Raw genomic sequence first — 15,976 nt, 5'->3', positions numbered from 1 at the left:
GTAAGGGGGTGGGTATGAAACGTATGCCAGATAAAATTGAATGGTGGGAGCAACTACTGCGCTGGCTGCAAAACATTCTCCCACTCCTCGGTGGTTTTTCATTTGCAACCGCCATTGCTTACATTCGCGAACGTCGAGAGGGCTCTCATTGGAAGCAGTCACTAGGTGAGGCCATTATGTGCGGCTTACTCAGCGTGGGAACAATTAGGCTAATTGACTGGTGGCTTTCTCGAAGCGGTGATGCCGAAGCGTGGTCAGTCTTGGCTGAATTTTGCGGTGTCATGATTGGTTTTCTCGGCACTAAAAAACTGTATGCATTATGCGAAGGCATTGTTCAGATTATTAAAAATCGTTTTGGAGTAAAAAATGACTAGACCAGCACGTGGCGAACGTAACAATAACCCAGGCAATATTGACTATAATCCAGCGAATAAATGGCAGGGGCAATTGCCGCACGACCCAAATATTGAATCTCGTTTCTGTCGTTTTCAATCTGCTGAGTACGGTATTCGAGCTATCTATAAGTTACTGCAAACCTACCAGCGTAAATATGGACTGAATTCTGTAGCAGCAATTATTAACAAATATGCCCCACCCATTGAAAATAACACTGCTGGTTACATTAATCGTGCGGCTACTTCTATCGGTGTCGGAATCAATGATCACATCAATACTAGCGATAAGAAAACAGGCATTGCATTAGCAACGGCAATTGTCAGTGTTGAGCTAGGTTATCAACCATATGATGAGGCTACGTTCGAAAAAGCGTGGAGCTTGTTGTGAACTGGAAAATGCAAGTATTTACATTGGTTGGTGTAATGATTTTGGTTGGTTTACTTAATTGGACAATGACTGAAAATCAGAAACTAACAAGTGAAAATAAGTCATTAAAGAGTGAGTTGTCGGCTCAAATAGCTATTACAGCAGACTATGAAAAGCGCATTAACTCCCTTCACGAACTCGACACCAAACACACAACGGAACTCACAAATGCAAAAGCTGAAATTGACCGGTTGCGTATTGCTGCTGAGCGTAATCCTGAGCGGGTGTACATCAGAGCCAATTGTCCGAAGGGCGAAACCAATTCAACCTCCGGCTTGGATGATGGAGCAACCGCCAGACCTACTGACTCCGCTATCGGAAATTATTGGTTACTCAGAGAGCGCATTGCAGAGTCCAAGCAAATGATACTTGGCTTGCAAGATTACATTAGAACGGAGTGTTTACAATGACCTACTCTGAACTGATTAAAGGTGCTCATTTAGAGATAGCCAAGAAAGCAATACGGGAAATTGAAGCGGATAGGTTAGGCTTTAAGAATGGCAACGGCTAGAGCGATGGCGTGTTCTGGGGTTGATTCTCGCAAGAATAAATACATGCCAGTTGCAGCAACGAGCTTAATTAATAATTCAGTAATTCGTACCATGTAAATCTCCTAAGTTAAGGTTATCGATGGGACTGCTTCCCCTATATGAGCATCTATATGAGTGCCTATTTTAACTTATTGATTTAACGTGGTACGTTGTTTTTTTGTACACCTCAAGAATCGTATAACAACGGAAGGTTGGAAATGGATAAATGCATTTTCGTCAAGCGACTTTATTTGAGCATTGGAATAGATAAAGAGCTTTGGTACACGACTAGGAAAAATGATTCTAGGTTTTATGCATTATTTCACCTTGCGTACTGTCCTGATTTTAGCCCGACAGTTGGATTAAGGTTATCAGTTCTCAACTTAACAATCCCCTTTGTGATATTCCGCATTGGCTGGATCGCCAAACGAAAACAACGAGCCTCGCAATAGCGGGGCTTTTTAATGACAAAAAAATAGCCCCGATGCTGGGGCTTAAAAGGGATGGTTCATAGGAATATATTCGAGGGTAATAACTTAGCGATGTAATAACCATACCCCTATTAACGTGATGTTACGAAAGTAAAGTTAAAAGAAAGTTACTTTTATTCAAAGTTTGTAATAAGTAGCAAGAGCAATGGATTGCAATCTAAATAGTCATTTGGTGAGTCATCACGTAGGTTACATTTTTCAATACAAAAAAAGACCTCCTAGAAATCAAGAGGTCGTCATTTAACTAACATGAAAAACAAATCAATTCACCTGCTGGGTGAGTATTAACAATAGCATAGTTCAGGATGCTTAATAATGTTTAATTTTGATGAGGCATAAATATGACAGCAAAAGTAGTGTTAACGTCAGAACAAATCAAATCTCTTCATGAGTTTGCACAGGAAGAAGGGCAACCGTCTTACACCATTGAAGAGGGCAAAGTCTTTGATGGTGATGACGTTGTTTATGAAGGGCTAGTGGCCTATTCGGGCTCAACCGAACATGGCGTTCTGCAACTAGAATAACTAAAGGGGAAAAATAGCACCACGAAGGGTGCTATTGGTTACAAGTGATTATTATTTTTCATCTGGATATGGATCTTCGGGGGCATCACCTTGTCCGCTCAATGAAATCCATCCGTTTCTGACGTGAGGAATAACGTCACTACTAAGGTTACTCATTGGGCAAACAGGAAGCGATTTATTCGATTGTTTTGTAAATACATACCCACAATCTACGCACATGTACTCACCTGAAGATGTATCACTCCCGTATGGGATAAATAATTTTTTCATTTGGAATTCTCCTTTTTTATTATTGGTCACTTCATTGTGACTGTATATACATGGGGATGAAGCTTTCACATTTCAATATCAAACAATGGTGTATTTCAATGTTTGAACATGAACTAGGTCAGGTTGTACAAGTAACCATCAGTGGTGAAGAAGGCCATATCAAAGGTCGCGCTCAGTATCCATGGTTTGAAGAGGGTGAGCTTTCCCCAGTAGCACTACAGCATTAATTTTATTTAATTCTACAAATGCTATTCATTGAGTAGCATTGATAGAGTTTTATATAGGTATTGGTTACTACTAGTCTCGGAGTTTACGAGACCCATATAAATAAACCTAGAATAATATTCCAAATAGCCATCAGTTAACCGCTGGTGGCTTTTCATTTATGGGGGCAGTCATGTCAGATACACAAATTCATTTTGAAGCAATAGGTCGCTGCGTGTGTCTTAAAGAAAAAATATCTCAATTAATTGAGGATAGATCCGCACTCTATGAAGAACTCAAAGGGATTTCCCTTTTGGGGAGAAATGTCTATAAAAATCCTCGTGATTACAAAGATATCAATTTAGTCAATATTGATAGATCCGCAGAATTACTTAAGCAAATTAACGATATCAACCAAAATATAATTAATGGCGCTGAGGTCTATAATCTATGGGCCGATAAGGCAGGCTATGACCATTATGTTGTTAATGGTGGTGATAACCTTAATATTAAAGTGTCCGTTGGATTTTCCGCTCAAGCATTTAATGTCAGTACTGATCAAATATTTATCGATAGCGGCATCACCACCTCAGCGACGATAGAAGCTACTACAAAGGAAGAGGCTGAATTTGAAAAGTATAAGCAGTATGTCGGAGCTACCCTTGATGAGATGCAATCTCAATTGATAGGTTTCCAGCATGCATTAGTCGCAAGCGAACAATCAACAGCACAACACCTATCTGGTCTACAGCGTCAAATTACCCAGCTAAATAAGCAGCTTGAAGATGCGCGATGCAAAGAAAGCATTAATAACATGTCTATCATCAGCTTAAAGCAAACCATAGAGCAACAAGAGAAATCGCTAGCGGAAACTATCAAGCGGATGATTGCAGGGGATCTGTGTCGTGGTGGTACTTTGTCACGCATGCTATGAATAACGAAATATTAGCTAGGCCATATCCACCACATGAGTTTCTCGAAGATCTTTCTCCGTACATAAAAATAATGCCCGCCCCTGAAATTAATGCATGGGTACAGCAACATTTACTCGATGATAACGGCGATATTCATAACCCTGATCATACGCATTTAATTGATGCGGATATTTGTTTTATGTGGGCCTCAAACTCATTTAGTAAGAAAGGCCGGTATGTGTTAGGTCAATGTGAAGAGGTCATGATGCGTGCTGGTGGCTGGCAGAAAGCCAGAATGGAGCAGCAAATGTATCAGTGGTTTGATCGCATCCCTACATTTGTTATCACATTAGCGGCGGACTATTGCGCTCAATGCTCTGATGTTGAGTTTTGTGCGCTAGTCGATCATGAGCTTTACCACATTGCACAAGATATTGATGAATTCGGTGCACCTAAGTTTACGCAAGAAGGAATGCCTAAATTGAAATTAAGAGGGCATGACGTAGAAGAGTTTGTCGGCGTTGTTCGTCGATATGGCGCTAGTGAAGAGGTTCAAGCAATCATTGATGCCGCAAGCGAAAAGCCGGAGGTGGCAAGGTTGAATATATCCAGAGTATGCGGAACCTGTTTAATGAAACTGGCATAAATTTTTGACTAGTTTTGACAGGTATTGATTATGGCAGCATTAAAATCAGAGGTTAAAATTTATATTATTCAATCCCTTGCTTGCTATGATTCCCCCTCTCAGGTGGTGGAGTCCGTCAAAAATGAATTTGGGTTAAAAGTGAGCCGCCAGCAAGTGGAATCTCATGACCCGACCAAATCAAGTGGACGAAAATTAGCACAGCGCTGGGTTGATTTATTTAATGAAACGCGTGAACGGTTTCAGAATGAAATATCTGACATTCCTATTGCCAATAAAGCTTATCGTTTAAGGATGCTAGACCGAATGGCCTCTAAGGCTGAAGGGATGCGTAATTTTGCATTAACGGCTCAATTAGCGGAGCAAGCTGCAAAAGAGTGCGGGGATGTTTATACCAATAGGCACAAGGTAGAGCAGAAAACGGAACTCAATCACAACATCATGCTGGTTTCATCTTGTGACAATGTGGATGACTGGGAGAAATCGGCACAGCAGCAACAAGGCGAGGTACTCGGTGGATGAAATACAACGTAGTTTGGAAGCCTTTGCCTGGTTCTCAGTCTTTATCACTAAGTTGTCCATGCAACGAAATACTGTATGAAGGTACGCGAGGCCCCGGCAAAACAGCGGCACAACTTGCCCGTTTTAGGCGCAACGTTGGCGTGGGTTATGGCTCATTTTGGCGCGGTGTTATATTCGATACGGAATACAAAAACCTTGGTGACATCATCACGCAATCAAAACGTATGTATCGACTGTTTAAAGACGGCGCTCGCTTTTTAGCATCAGCCTCGGAATTACGTTGGGTATGGCCTACAGGTGAAGAGTTGCTATTTCGTTTTGGTAAAGAAGCGGATGATTATTGGGATTACCACGGGCAAGAGTTCCCCTTTATTGGTTTTAACGAATTAACCAAACAAAAATCAGCCGATTTTTATGAGGCAATGTTTTCTTGTCGCCGTTCATCATTTAGGCCTGAAGATTATCCGCTTGAGAACGGCTTGCTGTTAAAGCCGATCCCCTTAGAAACATTTAGTACTACAAACCCGTTTGGTATTGGTCATACGTGGGTGAAAAAGCGCTTTATCGAACCAAAGCCACGAGGAACCGTGATTCGGGAAACACAAAAAGTGTTTAACCCACAAACTGAGCGTGAAGAAGAAATCACATTAACTCGCGTCGCTATCCATGGTTCATTTAAAGAAAATCCGTACTTAGACCCTCAATACATCGCGACACTCATGAGCATTAAAGATCCAAACCGTAAAAAGGCGTGGGTGGAAGGCTCTTGGGATGTGACGAGTGGCGGACGGTTTGACCATCTTTGGAATGCGACACACCATGTGATTAAGCCGTTTCGAATACCTGACAGCTGGATTGTTGATCGTTCCCATGACTGGGGAGAGTCGAAACCGTTTTCCAATTTGTGGTGGGCACAATCGGATGGTTCAGAGGCGACATTATCGGATGGTCGTAAATTTTGCCCTCCTGCTGGCTCCTTAATCTTAATCGGTGAATGGTACGGTTGCCCCCCTGATGAGCTTAACAAAGGTCTGAACATGTCATCCACCAACGTGGCTAAAGGTATTAAGTGGATTGATCAGCGCTTGGCAGGGCTGGACTCTGCTATTCCGCAAGAAATAGTCAAAGATGGCCTAACTCAGGGGCAAATGAACATCATGCCCAATATCTGTAAAAAAGTGATTAAAGGCCCTGCGGATAATTCGATTTACACGCCAAACGATGATGAGGACTCCATTGCACAAAAAATGGAAGCTCAAGGTGTCGAATGGATGAAAGCGAATAAAAACCCAGGCTCCCGTATCAATGGAGCATCACTTTTTGCCGACATGCTTGAGGCGGTGATTGAAGGTAAAAAAACAGAAACGGGTATGCCGGAAAAGCCCGCCTTTTATGTGTTTGACTATTGTCGCGGGTGGATCAGTCGAGTCCCTGTTTTAGTTCGAGACTCTAAAAACCCTGATGATGTGGATACCGAGCAAGAAGATCATGATTGGGATAGTACACGTTATCGCGTTCTTCATAAGCCAGTTCGACCAGCCTTTGGCATTAATTTAGGAACCACTTTCTGATGAGTATAAACACTGTTGATTTTACTCGCCCTGAATACAAAGCAGCGGCACCTCAATGGAAGCTAGTCCGTGATGTGTGTCGAGGTGGTGAGGATATAAACACCTATTTGCCTGAGCTTATTGAACAAGATGATGCTCGCAAAAAGAAACGCAATAAGGACTATCAAGACCGCGCGGTGTTTTACCCAATAACAGGTAACACCCGTAACGGTATGATAGGGATGGCGTTTAAAAAGGATCCGCTCGTTGCAGTCACCGACAAGCTCGCTTGCTTAAAAGACGATGCAGATGGCGCGGGCTCAAGCATTTACCAATTGGCGCAATCCTCACTTGAATCGGTGTTGGAAGTGGGGCGTCACGGCCTGTATGTGGATTACAACAGTGATTCTAAATTGCCGTACATTTTCCAATACCAAGCTGAAGACATCATTAATTGGCGTACAGCGCGGATTAATGGTCGAACAATGTTAACGCTGGTGGTATTGCGTGAAACCGTTGAAGAAGAGGACGGATTTGGTTTTAAGGATGCGGTTCAATACCGCGTATTAGCCATGGAAGACGGTCATTTCATTTGCCGTGTTTATCGCAAGGCAGCAGGGCAAAGTGTATTTCAAATCGATTCTGAATACATGCCTGAGCGTGCTGGTAATGGCGTGTGGGATGAAATCCCGTTTACGTTTATTGGTGCTCAGAATAATGATCACACGATAGATGAAGCGCCATTACTGGGGCTTGCGAAGATTAACCTAGGCCACTATCGAAACTCGGCAGATTATGAGGACTCTGTTTTCTTCTGCGGTCAAGTTCAACCCTATATTGCAGGGCTAGATGTAGAGTGGCGTGATTATTTGGAAAAGAACGGCATGCTGGTGGGCTCCCGCTCACCTTTTTTGCTACCTAAAAACAGTACCTGTGGTTATATACAGGCACAGCCCAACATGCTGGCTAAAGAGGCGATGGACAGTAAGCGCGATTACATGGTTGCGCTGGGCGCTCAATTGGTTTCTGCTGACAGTAAGGTTAAAACGGTTATTCAGTCTGTCGGTGAACAGAACGCCCAAACCTCTATCCTGAGTATCTGTTGCTCTAACGTTTCCGATGCATGCAGTAAATCGCTAATATGGTGTGCTGAATACTTAGGTTTAGACACGAAAGATATTTCTTTTGAAATTAACAAAGACCTCGTTAATCATATTGCCGATAGTTCGATGATCCGTGAAATCGTCGCAGCATGGCAATCTGGCGCAACGCGTAAATCTGATTTGGTTCGTAGTTTGCAAAAATATGATGTTATCGACCCCGCTGATGATGTGGATGTGGTGGTGGATGAGCTTAATAATCAAGAGCCGACAATGGTAGGTGAAACATGAGATCAGTGAATGAGCGGTTAATGGATGAATTGATTGCTCACTCCCTGTTTTCTGGTCGCTATTCTACAGGGGTGGCGAGACGCATGATAAAAGCTCTTAATGAGTTTGATGCTGAATTAACGGCTTCACTTATTGTTGCCTTAGATGATGCCTCTATCGATGTTAATAGCTTCACTGCAAGGCGATTGGAGTCGTTGCTATCCAGCGTTAGAAGTATTAATAAGCGAGCTGTTGATAGCGCTTTTTCGCTACTGACGGAAGAAATGAGAGCACATGCATTATATGAGGCTGGTTATTACCCATCTCTTTTTGATTCTCTACTACCTGATGTTGTTCTACGCAAATATCCACTAATGAGCATTACAGAGGAAATGCTATTTTCCTCAGTCATGTCTCGCCCATTTCAAGGGAAATTACTTTCTGAATGGGCTGATGGATTAGAGTCAGATCGCATGACACGCATAAATAACGCTGTTCGTAATGGTTATTTAAATGGTGATAGTGCGGTAGAAATCGGACGTAAAATCAGAGGACATGCAAACCAAGGTTATAAAGATGGTGCTCTACAGCTCAGTAGGGCTAACGCAACAACAATAGCAAAGACGGCAATTAATCACTTACAAGCGACAGCAAGAGATCAATTTGCTGATGCCAATAAAGACATTCTTGATTGTAAGCAATGGTTATCTACCCTCGATAATAAAACATCTCACGATTGCATTATTCGGGATAGGTTGAGATACACGCTGGAAGGTAAGCCTATTGGTCATAAAGTTCCTTATCTACAAGGCCCCGGAAAAATCCACTTCAATTGCCGTTCAACAGAAACATTGGTTACTAAATCATGGCGTGAATTAGGCATTGATTTAGATGAGATGGATGCAGGAACGAGAGCATCAATGGACGGGCAAGTGCCAGCGGATACTAATTTTCTTGATTGGATACAGCGACAACCTGAGTGGCGACAGCGACAGGTGTTTGGGGAAACGCGATTTAGGTTGATGAAAGAAGGCGGTATGAATCCTTCTGAGTTTTATACTGACAAAGGTGAGTTTATTTCTCTCGAACAACTCAGGGAGATAGACAAGCAGGCATTTAGAGAGGCTGGATATAGCTAATCAATAAACCATTTAACAAGGTCACCTCGGTGGCCTTTTTTATTAACCGAATTCAGCTCAGGGCTGATTTATCACAACGCGCTAGGCGCATTCAATCCCAAGGGGAATCACATGTTATTTATGAATATCGAACGCAAATATTATTCACATACTGATGATGGTTCGCAAGGTGGAGGTGGTGGAACACCGGAAATCACTCCAGAAATTCAAGCTATTATCGACCAGCAGGTTTCAGGGCTAAAGGCTAAAAACAGTGAGTTGCTAGGCAAGCTCAAAGAGCAAAACGATAATCTCAAGCGTTTTGATGGTATTGATCCCGATGCTGTACGTGGAATTCTCAAACGTTTTGAAAATGATGAAGAAGCCAAGTTAATCGCTGACGGCAAAATTGATGAAGTCATTAATAAACGTACTGAGCGCTTACGCAATGACGTTGATAAACAACTGAAAGAAGCCAATAGCCGAGTGGAAAGGGCTGAGGCGTTTGCAAATAAATTCCGTGCTCGTGTATTAGGCGATGAAATTCGTTCCGCAGCAGGGAAAGCGGGTGCATTAACCAGCGCTCAAGAAGATTTAATTTTACGTGCCAAAGGCATTTTTCAGATCAACGATGAAGGTCAGGCCGTAGCCGTTGATGAAGATGGCAATCCAATCATGGGCAAAGATGGTCGCACGCCATTATCACCTATTGAATGGATTGAATCCCTAAAAGAAAGTGCTCCTCACTTATTCCCCGCAGCCTCTGGTACAGATGCAGGGAAACATAAACAAGGTGGTGCACATTTTAAACGTTCTCAAATGTCCGCCAGTGACAAGGCTGATTATATTCGCCGATACGGGCGTGACGCATATTTAAAACTTCCAAAAGAGTAAGGAAATATAAGTAATGGCTACGACAACTAATAGCGATTTAGTGATTTATAACGATTTGGCACAAACGGCGTTCTTAGAGCGTCGCCAAGATAATTTAGCCGTCTTTAATCAGGCATCAAATGGCGCTATCGTGCTAGATAATCTGTTTATTGAAGGTGACTTCCGTAAACGTGCTTTCTACCAAATTGGCGGTTCTATTGAACACCGTGATGTAAATTCTACGGACACCGTAGAGAACAAAAAAATCGGCGCGGGCGAATCTGTTGATGTAAAAGCACCTTGGAAATATGGTCCTTATGCAACGACAGAAGAAGCATTTAAACGCCGTGGCCGTGATGTATCGGAGTTCTCTGAGCTGGTGGGTACCGATGCGGCAGATGCTTCATTAGAGGGTTATATCAAATACTCCTTAGCTGCTTTAGGTGCTGCGATTGGTAATAACAAAGAAATGGTGGTGACTGCGGATATTGCGACAGATGGCAAGAAAACACTGACCAAAGGTTTACGCAAATACGGCGATAAATTCAACCGCGTAAATCTGTTTGTTATGCACTCCACAACCTACTTCGATATTGTTGATCAGGCAATTGACAACAAAGTGTATGAAGAGGCAGGTGTAGTTATCTACGGTGGTCAGCCTGGCACGCTAGGCAAGCCTGTGCTGGTAACAGATACGGCGCCAGTAGATGCTATCTTTGGTTTAGTGCCGGGAGCCGTGACCATCACTGAATCCCAAGAGCCAACTTTCCGATCTTATGAAATCAATGATAAGGAGAACTTGGAAATTGGTTATCGTGGTGAAGGTGTGGTTAACGTTGGTGTTCTGGGCTATAGCTGGGATGAATCAAAAGGCAAAAACCCTGATTTAACTCAGTTATGCACCGCAGGTAACTGGAAGAAGCATTTCACTAGCGACAAATTAACTGCTGGCGTCATGATTAAACTGACAGCAGAAGAGGGAAAGTAACCCTGTCAGCGGATAAAACGTCCGCTATCGCTGACAGTACAGATACAGTAACGATCACTCTTAATTACACCAAGGGTAGCTCTCCAGTCGAAGGAGCTACCGTTAATTGGTCTACAACAGGTGGTAAATTAAGCGTTACTTCATCTAAGACGGGCAAAGCTGGTGGTGCGACAGTGAAATTAACTTCTGACGCTCAAGGTGAATTTATTGTCACCGCCACTGTTGATGGCATTGCGCAACATACTGATGCAATTACATTCACAGAAAAAACTTCTCCAGATGAGTAATTTAAGGGGCTTTGTGCCCCTCTTTTTTTTTGAGGTGAGCATGATTGATCCTGATAAGAACTCTCTAACATTTAATAGCTACGCCAGCGTGGATGATTTAAAGAAATACGCTGAGGATAGAAATATCACTTTACTAGATAGTGGGTTAGAAGCATTGCTAATCACGGCAATGGATTATCTTGAGTCGCAGAAATGGTTAGGTAAACGAACCAATCCAAACCAGCCTTTATCTTTCCCACGCTCAGGGTTATCTCGTGACGGCGTTACTATCCCAAGCGATCAGATACCAAAGCAATTAATTCAAGCTCAATGCCGTTTAGCGATTGAATCAGTAGAAAATGACCTACAGCCCACGTTAGGTGCTGAAATCACCTCTGAGCGAATTGAGGGGGCTATTACTGTGCAATATGCCGAAGGGACTAACACAGGTGCGCCAAACTTTCCTTGGTTAAAAGGTTTGTTATCTGGCTTGATTGATGTCTCGGATGGATTTGCCATTAATACATTTGCAATGAGGTAGCCATGAACATTTATCAACGTGGGCAGAGCACGACATTAAGGATGTTGAAAAAATATGGCGTTTCCTATCAGGCTAAGCGTGATGGTAAGCATTGGGTTGATGATGAGGGGCAGGAACACTTTGAGCCAGAAACGTTATTTTCTGTTGTCGGGGTAAAAACGCAATATAAACCTTACGAAATCGACGGCACGCTTATTCTCTCTACGGATATTAAAATGATACTTCCTCCAGATATTGATATTCAGAAAGGGGATTGGGTGCTTGTCGATGGCGTTTGGTTGCGCGTTCATGAACCCAATCCCGTAAAACCTGCTGATATTGTTATTTGCTATCAGTCTCAATTGAGGGCGTGATATGTCAGATCAGTTTATGAAGTCGATTAACTTATTTATCGACAAATCTAACGCAAATATTGAAACGGTTGTCAAAAATACAGGGTTTAAAATATTAGCGAAGCTTGTTGATATGTCACCTGTTGGAAATCCTGAATTATGGGAAGTTAATAGGGTTGCCTCAAACTACAATAAAGCAGTTTTTGAACATAATGAATATCTAAAACAAGATCCTAATAATTTAACACCAAAGCGACGTCAATTAAAAAAGCGTGTTCGTGTTAATGACTCTATGGATATTTATGTTCCTCCTGGTTATACAGGGGGGCGGTTTAGAGGTAATTGGCAGGTGTCATTTGATGCCCCAGCGGAAGGCGAGACGGGGCGCATAGATAAGTCAGGCAATATGACAAAGGCGTTAGGCAACGTTGTTATTGAACAATTTAAGGTAGGAATGAAAGCTATCTATTTCACAAACAATGTACATTATGCTTACCGCCTTGAAATGGGGCATTCGAAACAAGCACCTAACGGCATGGTTGCTGTGACTGCTGAGGAATTTAGTCAGTTTTTCAACTCTGCCGTATCGGAAACTAAATCATGAATCAGTCGACAATTAATGCTGAAATACGAAAGCTGGTTGCGAGTATTGGTAAGGATTTAAACCTAAAAATCGCATGGCCTAATCTTTATTTTGATGATATCAACGATCCCTATCTCCAGCTTCATATCATGCCAGCAGAAACGGATAACATCGGGTTATCTCTGGATATGCCTGTTTGTCGTGGTGTTATCCAAATTAACGTAGTTGGGAAAGTAGGGAGTGGGGACGATAAGATATCAACTATTGCTGATGACGTTAAAAACAGATTAGAAAATGGATTAACATTAGGGGAGGGAGTCTACATTAACGGAGAGCCTAGCCAGTTTACTCCAATTTCAGACGAAACAAATTACACCATTCCTATTCGTGCATCATATCGATGTAACGCAATCCGATAACGCCGCTTAATTGCGGTTTTTTTATACCTAAAAATAGAGGTTAACAATGGCCTATAACATTCCTAATGGCTCACGAGTCTACGTGGCAAGTAAATATGGTAAAGAAGTAGAATTTACTACAGCAAGCAACGCCGCAGAGGCGGTTCTTACCGTGGCTGCATCTAGCGGCGTGAAAGCTGGCGATATTGTTCAAGTAATATCTGGATGGAAAAGAATGTCTGGCGTGTATCGAGTGAAGGCTGCGGCAGAAACCAGTGTCACTCTCGAGGGGGTCGATACCACGGACACAGAAAGATTCCCAGTAGGCGGAGGGAAGGGAACATTAAAAACCATCCAAGAGTGGGAGGTCATGCCGCAGGTAATGACGCTATCCACCGAAGGCGGTGAGCAGCAAACACAAGAAATTCAATTTCTTGAAGATGAGCAAGCGGAAACTATTGATACATATAAATCGGGTATCGTTCAGGTCTATACTTTTGCTCATGACGCTCAATTACCAATTCGTAAGTTACTGATGAAACTGGATGACACAAAACAGTTAACAGCCATACGATTTTATAACAAACGAGCAGGTGAAGATCGCTATTACTCTGCAAGTGTTTCATTTCAGCGCGTGCCGAACACAGCCATCAATGAGGTTGAGAATGTATCAGCTCGCTTTTCTCTTAAGTCAGATATGCAAATCTACGCGACAGCATAATAACATCCCCTCTTATGAGGGGTTTTTTTTAAGGGGTAACAATGCCTAAGTTTACTTTGATTCCTGAACCAAGATTTAAAGCAGATGTAAAAATTCCTGTCGCTGGTAAAGAAAAGCCAGAGATAGTGACGTTTACATTTAATCACATGCCAATGAGCAAGTTGGAAGAGTTGAAAGACGAAAAGGTTGATGACTTTTTCAAGAAAATTATAGCTGATTGGGCTATCGAAGAGCCATATAACGAAGATAATCTCAATTTATTGTTCGATAATTACCCAGCAGCGGCAGGCGCTATAACGACAGCTTATTATCATGAGCTTTTGGGTAATCGCGAAAAAAACTCTTAACGGTCGCCGAGGCGATGTATGGCGGAATGAGTTCAAAAGAATCAGCTGAGTTCGAGCGTGCTTTTGGCTTTCCGCCTGACATTGATGATGTTGAGGTGTGGCCTGACGTTTGGGAATCGTATCAAGTATTTTCAGCCATGAAGACACAATGGCGCGTAGGCATGAGTGGCATCACTGGCTTGGATTACAACCCGTTAAACCAAGTGATGGACTTGCTCAACATCAAAGATAGGGCGACCGTATTTAGCGATCTGCGCATTATGGAAGCTAAGGCGTTAGAGGTAATGCATAAGAAGTAGGGCAGCAATGCCCTAGGAGGATACATGAACATAATCAAAATCAAACCAACTCGTAACCAGCATTGCCCATGTGGTAGCGGAATTCGCTATAAGTGGTGCTGTGGGAAGTTGAAATAGGAGGATTTATGGCTAGCAAGAGGGAAATTCTATATGACTTAATTGAGTATAGGAAATCGGCGGATGCTTTGTATTATGATTTATATGAAGTTTCGACACTGGCATTAAAATTACTTGCTCCATTAGAACAAAAAGCACATAAATCGAGAACGGACGAAGATATGCAGTTTCTTGAGAAAATACATCAACTTACTCATAAGATAACAGATTGTATAAAACATTCGAATGAGTATGCGGAAGAGGGACTTAAATCATATTCTCGCGCGCTTAGAAGCATTGGTGATTATTGATCATAAAACGAGTAGATGTCATTGTGTGTATACAGTGGTTTGGTGTTTATCACTGATCAAATTACCAGATAACCATCCTTAAGTAATATTGATATTATGGTCATAAAATCAATGAGTAGTATCGGTGTCGAAGCAGAGAACGCAGTAGGTGGTGATTATTTTATATCGATTAACCTATTTGCGTACAAATAAAACAACACAAAATGCTTAGGGGATGGGTTTGAAAGAAGATACTATAACCATCAATTCGGAAGATGATGTTTTCAGATTGGTTGCGCAGTATGCTGAAGGTCATGAGATTCCAGAAAACGTAACATTTGAAGGCTGGCCAAACTTAACCTTTAGACTTACGGGTAATAAGTTTAATAAAAGCATTACACCATCCGTAATGAAAGGTTTTATTGACATGCAGGCGCATATCAATAAAGCATACGCCGCTTTTAAATATGGTGATCAGAACAAGCGTTTATCGAAAGAAGAGTTAGAATCGATAGAGTTGGTTATAACTATTGATGAAGGCTCATCCATAATTGAGATAAACATTGGTGGTTTTTTAGAATCACTTAAAAAATCGGTACTTAAGAAAATGACAGGAAAACAGATAGCAATAACAGTGATAAGTGCTGCATTTATCTGGGGAGCGTCTTCTTCTTATAAGTATTACCTAGATACCATGCGAGAAATAAAACTTGCTGAAATAAGCAAAGAAGGCGAAAAGCAAACGCTAGAGTCGATTAGGTTTATGTCTGAGCAAGAGACTAAACGAATGGAACTTGTTACAGGTGTTATCGAGTCCATACCTCAACTTAAGCAGCAAAATGAAATAGCCACTGAGTCAAAAGGTAACTTATTAAAGAACTTGAATAAAGCTGACACTATCGAGTTTGATGGTGTTGTCTTGGATGCTGAGTTAACTAAAGAACTAACCTCAACAAAACGTAAAACTTACGCCGAAAGAAGAATTGATGGCATATATAAGGTTGTTAAAGTTGAACCAGGCGATCCTGCACCATTCAAGGTTACAGTAAAAAATGTAACCACTGGCGAGCTAGTTAGTTGCGTAGTTCAAGATGTGTTTTTAGATGAAAAAGAAAATAAAGAGATTATTCAGCAAGGTGAGTGGGATAGGGAGCCAATCAAGCTAACCATAAACGCCAAAGTTCTGGGTGATGAAATTAAGTCAGCAATTATTATTAAAGCTGAAAAAATCCCGAATAAGAAATCTGAAGAATAAGACCCGCCCACTCCGGTGGTTTTTTTGTT

General features: G+C 41.9%; 25 protein-coding genes. 24 read left to right on the top strand and 1 reads right to left on the bottom strand.

Annotation, left to right across the window (positions count from 1 at the left end; translation table 11 throughout):
* Positions 1 to 14 precede the first annotated feature (14 nt).
* The 4 genes from I3B46_RS13280 (at position 15) to I3B46_RS13265 (ending at position 2,367) form a co-directional block, all read left to right on the top strand.
* Positions 15 to 374 carry a phage holin family protein gene (locus tag I3B46_RS13280; protein WP_231405856.1) on the top strand — a complete coding sequence of 120 codons (360 nt, stop codon included), beginning with the start codon at positions 15 to 17 and terminating at the stop codon, positions 372 to 374.
* Positions 367 to 783, top strand: coding sequence for a structural protein (locus I3B46_RS13275; RefSeq protein ID WP_196993009.1), 417 nt, complete (start codon positions 367 to 369; stop codon positions 781 to 783). Before I3B46_RS13280 ends, I3B46_RS13275 begins: the two co-directional genes overlap by 8 nt.
* A 65-nt stretch (positions 784 to 848) precedes the next feature.
* The gene (locus I3B46_RS13270) at positions 849 to 1,232 is read left to right on the top strand and encodes a lysis protein (protein WP_418055106.1); all 384 of its coding nucleotides are present in this window, start codon (positions 849 to 851) and stop codon (positions 1,230 to 1,232) included.
* A 952-nt stretch (positions 1,233 to 2,184) separates the two neighbouring features.
* On the top strand, positions 2,185 to 2,367 hold the full coding sequence (locus tag I3B46_RS13265) for a hypothetical protein (RefSeq protein ID WP_196993008.1): 183 nt from the start codon (positions 2,185 to 2,187) through the stop codon (positions 2,365 to 2,367).
* A 51-nt stretch (positions 2,368 to 2,418) separates the two neighbouring features.
* Here I3B46_RS13265 and I3B46_RS13260 read toward each other — a convergent pair whose 3' ends face one another.
* Positions 2,419 to 2,637 (bottom strand): hypothetical protein, encoded by a 219-nt coding sequence (locus I3B46_RS13260; RefSeq protein ID WP_196993007.1) that lies wholly within the window; start codon positions 2,635 to 2,637, stop codon positions 2,419 to 2,421.
* 98 nt (positions 2,638 to 2,735) lie between these two features.
* Here I3B46_RS13260 and I3B46_RS22020 point away from each other — a divergent pair, with 98 nt between their 5' ends.
* The 20 genes from I3B46_RS22020 to I3B46_RS13165 all read left to right on the top strand — a co-directional run bounded on the left by I3B46_RS22020 (position 2,736) and on the right by I3B46_RS13165 (position 15,947).
* Complete coding sequence (locus I3B46_RS22020) at positions 2,736 to 2,864, top strand: hypothetical protein (RefSeq protein WP_255531685.1); 129 nt, start codon at positions 2,736 to 2,738, stop codon at positions 2,862 to 2,864.
* 170 nt (positions 2,865 to 3,034) lie between these two features.
* The gene (locus I3B46_RS13255) at positions 3,035 to 3,775 is read left to right on the top strand and encodes a hypothetical protein (protein ID WP_196993006.1); all 741 of its coding nucleotides are present in this window, start codon (positions 3,035 to 3,037) and stop codon (positions 3,773 to 3,775) included.
* Positions 3,772 to 4,401: a putative metallopeptidase gene (locus I3B46_RS13250; protein ID WP_196993005.1), complete on the top strand. Its 630-nt coding sequence runs from the start codon at positions 3,772 to 3,774 to the stop codon at positions 4,399 to 4,401. The genes I3B46_RS13255 and I3B46_RS13250 overlap by 4 nt, the downstream gene beginning before the upstream one ends.
* A 30-nt stretch (positions 4,402 to 4,431) precedes the next feature.
* Positions 4,432 to 4,920, top strand: a complete 489-nt coding sequence (locus I3B46_RS13245; protein ID WP_196993004.1) for a DUF2280 domain-containing protein — start codon at positions 4,432 to 4,434, stop codon at positions 4,918 to 4,920.
* Positions 4,917 to 6,491 carry a terminase gene (locus I3B46_RS13240; RefSeq protein WP_196993003.1) on the top strand — a complete coding sequence of 525 codons (1,575 nt, stop codon included), beginning with the start codon at positions 4,917 to 4,919 and terminating at the stop codon, positions 6,489 to 6,491. Before I3B46_RS13245 ends, I3B46_RS13240 begins: the two co-directional genes overlap by 4 nt.
* Positions 6,491 to 7,861, top strand: a complete 1,371-nt coding sequence (locus tag I3B46_RS13235) for a DUF4055 domain-containing protein (RefSeq protein WP_196993002.1) — start codon at positions 6,491 to 6,493, stop codon at positions 7,859 to 7,861. Before I3B46_RS13240 ends, I3B46_RS13235 begins: the two co-directional genes overlap by 1 nt.
* On the top strand, positions 7,858 to 8,979 hold the full coding sequence (locus tag I3B46_RS13230; RefSeq protein WP_196993001.1) for a phage minor head protein: 1,122 nt from the start codon (positions 7,858 to 7,860) through the stop codon (positions 8,977 to 8,979). Before I3B46_RS13235 ends, I3B46_RS13230 begins: the two co-directional genes overlap by 4 nt.
* A 111-nt stretch (positions 8,980 to 9,090) precedes the next feature.
* Positions 9,091 to 9,852 carry a hypothetical protein gene (locus I3B46_RS13225; RefSeq protein ID WP_105874191.1) on the top strand — a complete coding sequence of 254 codons (762 nt, stop codon included), beginning with the start codon at positions 9,091 to 9,093 and terminating at the stop codon, positions 9,850 to 9,852.
* Between the two features lie 13 nt (positions 9,853 to 9,865).
* The gene (locus I3B46_RS13220; RefSeq protein ID WP_196993000.1) at positions 9,866 to 10,819 is read left to right on the top strand and encodes a major capsid protein; all 954 of its coding nucleotides are present in this window, start codon (positions 9,866 to 9,868) and stop codon (positions 10,817 to 10,819) included.
* Positions 10,820 to 10,821: 2 nt separating this feature from the next.
* A complete protein-coding gene (locus I3B46_RS13215) occupies positions 10,822 to 11,106 on the top strand; it encodes an Ig-like domain-containing protein (RefSeq protein WP_120752681.1) in 285 nt (94 codons plus the stop codon).
* A gap of 40 nt (positions 11,107 to 11,146) precedes the next feature.
* Positions 11,147 to 11,626, top strand: a complete 480-nt coding sequence (locus tag I3B46_RS13210) for a DnaT-like ssDNA-binding protein (RefSeq protein WP_060561424.1) — start codon at positions 11,147 to 11,149, stop codon at positions 11,624 to 11,626.
* A gap of 2 nt (positions 11,627 to 11,628) precedes the next feature.
* Positions 11,629 to 11,979: a hypothetical protein gene (locus tag I3B46_RS13205; protein ID WP_196992999.1), complete on the top strand. Its 351-nt coding sequence runs from the start codon at positions 11,629 to 11,631 to the stop codon at positions 11,977 to 11,979.
* Between the two features lies 1 nt (position 11,980).
* Positions 11,981 to 12,562 carry a hypothetical protein gene (locus tag I3B46_RS13200; RefSeq protein ID WP_196992998.1) on the top strand — a complete coding sequence of 194 codons (582 nt, stop codon included), beginning with the start codon at positions 11,981 to 11,983 and terminating at the stop codon, positions 12,560 to 12,562.
* Complete coding sequence (locus tag I3B46_RS13195) at positions 12,559 to 12,960, top strand: phage tail terminator-like protein (protein WP_196992997.1); 402 nt, start codon at positions 12,559 to 12,561, stop codon at positions 12,958 to 12,960. Before I3B46_RS13200 ends, I3B46_RS13195 begins: the two co-directional genes overlap by 4 nt.
* A 46-nt stretch (positions 12,961 to 13,006) precedes the next feature.
* On the top strand, positions 13,007 to 13,660 hold the full coding sequence (locus I3B46_RS13190) for a phage tail protein (protein WP_072502334.1): 654 nt from the start codon (positions 13,007 to 13,009) through the stop codon (positions 13,658 to 13,660).
* Positions 13,661 to 13,701: 41 nt separating this feature from the next.
* Complete coding sequence (locus I3B46_RS13185) at positions 13,702 to 14,007, top strand: phage tail assembly chaperone (protein ID WP_060561429.1); 306 nt, start codon at positions 13,702 to 13,704, stop codon at positions 14,005 to 14,007.
* A gap of 26 nt (positions 14,008 to 14,033) precedes the next feature.
* Entirely contained in the window at positions 14,034 to 14,306 is a 273-nt protein-coding gene (locus tag I3B46_RS13180) for a DUF1799 domain-containing protein (protein ID WP_163748649.1), read from the top strand.
* Between the two features lie 24 nt (positions 14,307 to 14,330).
* Positions 14,331 to 14,423, top strand: coding sequence for an SEC-C metal-binding domain-containing protein (locus tag I3B46_RS22710; RefSeq protein ID WP_071599634.1), 93 nt, complete (start codon positions 14,331 to 14,333; stop codon positions 14,421 to 14,423).
* An 8-nt stretch (positions 14,424 to 14,431) separates the two neighbouring features.
* Entirely contained in the window at positions 14,432 to 14,713 is a 282-nt protein-coding gene (locus tag I3B46_RS13170) for a hypothetical protein (RefSeq protein WP_004916404.1), read from the top strand.
* A gap of 220 nt (positions 14,714 to 14,933) precedes the next feature.
* Complete coding sequence (locus I3B46_RS13165; protein WP_196992996.1) at positions 14,934 to 15,947, top strand: hypothetical protein; 1,014 nt, start codon at positions 14,934 to 14,936, stop codon at positions 15,945 to 15,947.
* The last annotated feature ends 29 nt before the right edge of the window (positions 15,948 to 15,976 follow it).

It is taken from the genome of Providencia sp. 2.29 (assembly GCF_015832305.1).
GTDB classification, from domain to species: domain Bacteria; phylum Pseudomonadota; class Gammaproteobacteria; order Enterobacterales; family Enterobacteriaceae; genus Providencia; species Providencia stuartii.
The sequence above is the reverse complement of the archived record's forward strand: the minus strand, read 5'-3'. Positions and strand labels throughout refer to the sequence as shown.

Bases quoted from the DNA above. Each gene is read 5' to 3' on its own strand.
- I3B46_RS13280 (WP_231405856.1), top strand. From the start codon at position 15: ATGAAACGTATGCCAGATAAAATTGAATGGTGGGAGCAACTACTGCGC.
- I3B46_RS13275 (WP_196993009.1), top strand. From the start codon at position 367: ATGACTAGACCAGCACGTGGCGAACGTAACAATAACCCAGGCAATATT.
- I3B46_RS13270 (WP_418055106.1), top strand. From the start codon at position 849: ATGACTGAAAATCAGAAACTAACAAGTGAAAATAAGTCATTAAAGAGT.
- I3B46_RS13265 (WP_196993008.1), top strand. From the start codon at position 2,185: ATGACAGCAAAAGTAGTGTTAACGTCAGAACAAATCAAATCTCTTCAT.
- I3B46_RS13260 (WP_196993007.1), bottom strand. From the start codon at position 2,637: ATGAAAAAATTATTTATCCCATACGGGAGTGATACATCTTCAGGTGAG.
- I3B46_RS22020 (WP_255531685.1), top strand. From the start codon at position 2,736: ATGTTTGAACATGAACTAGGTCAGGTTGTACAAGTAACCATCAGTGGT.
- I3B46_RS13255 (WP_196993006.1), top strand. From the start codon at position 3,035: ATGTCAGATACACAAATTCATTTTGAAGCAATAGGTCGCTGCGTGTGT.
- I3B46_RS13250 (WP_196993005.1), top strand. From the start codon at position 3,772: ATGAATAACGAAATATTAGCTAGGCCATATCCACCACATGAGTTTCTC.
- I3B46_RS13245 (WP_196993004.1), top strand. From the start codon at position 4,432: ATGGCAGCATTAAAATCAGAGGTTAAAATTTATATTATTCAATCCCTT.
- I3B46_RS13240 (WP_196993003.1), top strand. From the start codon at position 4,917: ATGAAATACAACGTAGTTTGGAAGCCTTTGCCTGGTTCTCAGTCTTTA.
- I3B46_RS13235 (WP_196993002.1), top strand. From the start codon at position 6,491: ATGAGTATAAACACTGTTGATTTTACTCGCCCTGAATACAAAGCAGCG.
- I3B46_RS13230 (WP_196993001.1), top strand. From the start codon at position 7,858: ATGAGATCAGTGAATGAGCGGTTAATGGATGAATTGATTGCTCACTCC.
- I3B46_RS13225 (WP_105874191.1), top strand. From the start codon at position 9,091: ATGTTATTTATGAATATCGAACGCAAATATTATTCACATACTGATGAT.
- I3B46_RS13220 (WP_196993000.1), top strand. From the start codon at position 9,866: ATGGCTACGACAACTAATAGCGATTTAGTGATTTATAACGATTTGGCA.
- I3B46_RS13210 (WP_060561424.1), top strand. From the start codon at position 11,147: ATGATTGATCCTGATAAGAACTCTCTAACATTTAATAGCTACGCCAGC.
- I3B46_RS13205 (WP_196992999.1), top strand. From the start codon at position 11,629: ATGAACATTTATCAACGTGGGCAGAGCACGACATTAAGGATGTTGAAA.
- I3B46_RS13200 (WP_196992998.1), top strand. From the start codon at position 11,981: ATGTCAGATCAGTTTATGAAGTCGATTAACTTATTTATCGACAAATCT.
- I3B46_RS13195 (WP_196992997.1), top strand. From the start codon at position 12,559: ATGAATCAGTCGACAATTAATGCTGAAATACGAAAGCTGGTTGCGAGT.
- I3B46_RS13190 (WP_072502334.1), top strand. From the start codon at position 13,007: ATGGCCTATAACATTCCTAATGGCTCACGAGTCTACGTGGCAAGTAAA.
- I3B46_RS13185 (WP_060561429.1), top strand. From the start codon at position 13,702: ATGCCTAAGTTTACTTTGATTCCTGAACCAAGATTTAAAGCAGATGTA.
- I3B46_RS13180 (WP_163748649.1), top strand. From the start codon at position 14,034: ATGAGTTCAAAAGAATCAGCTGAGTTCGAGCGTGCTTTTGGCTTTCCG.
- I3B46_RS22710 (WP_071599634.1), top strand. From the start codon at position 14,331: ATGAACATAATCAAAATCAAACCAACTCGTAACCAGCATTGCCCATGT.
- I3B46_RS13170 (WP_004916404.1), top strand. From the start codon at position 14,432: ATGGCTAGCAAGAGGGAAATTCTATATGACTTAATTGAGTATAGGAAA.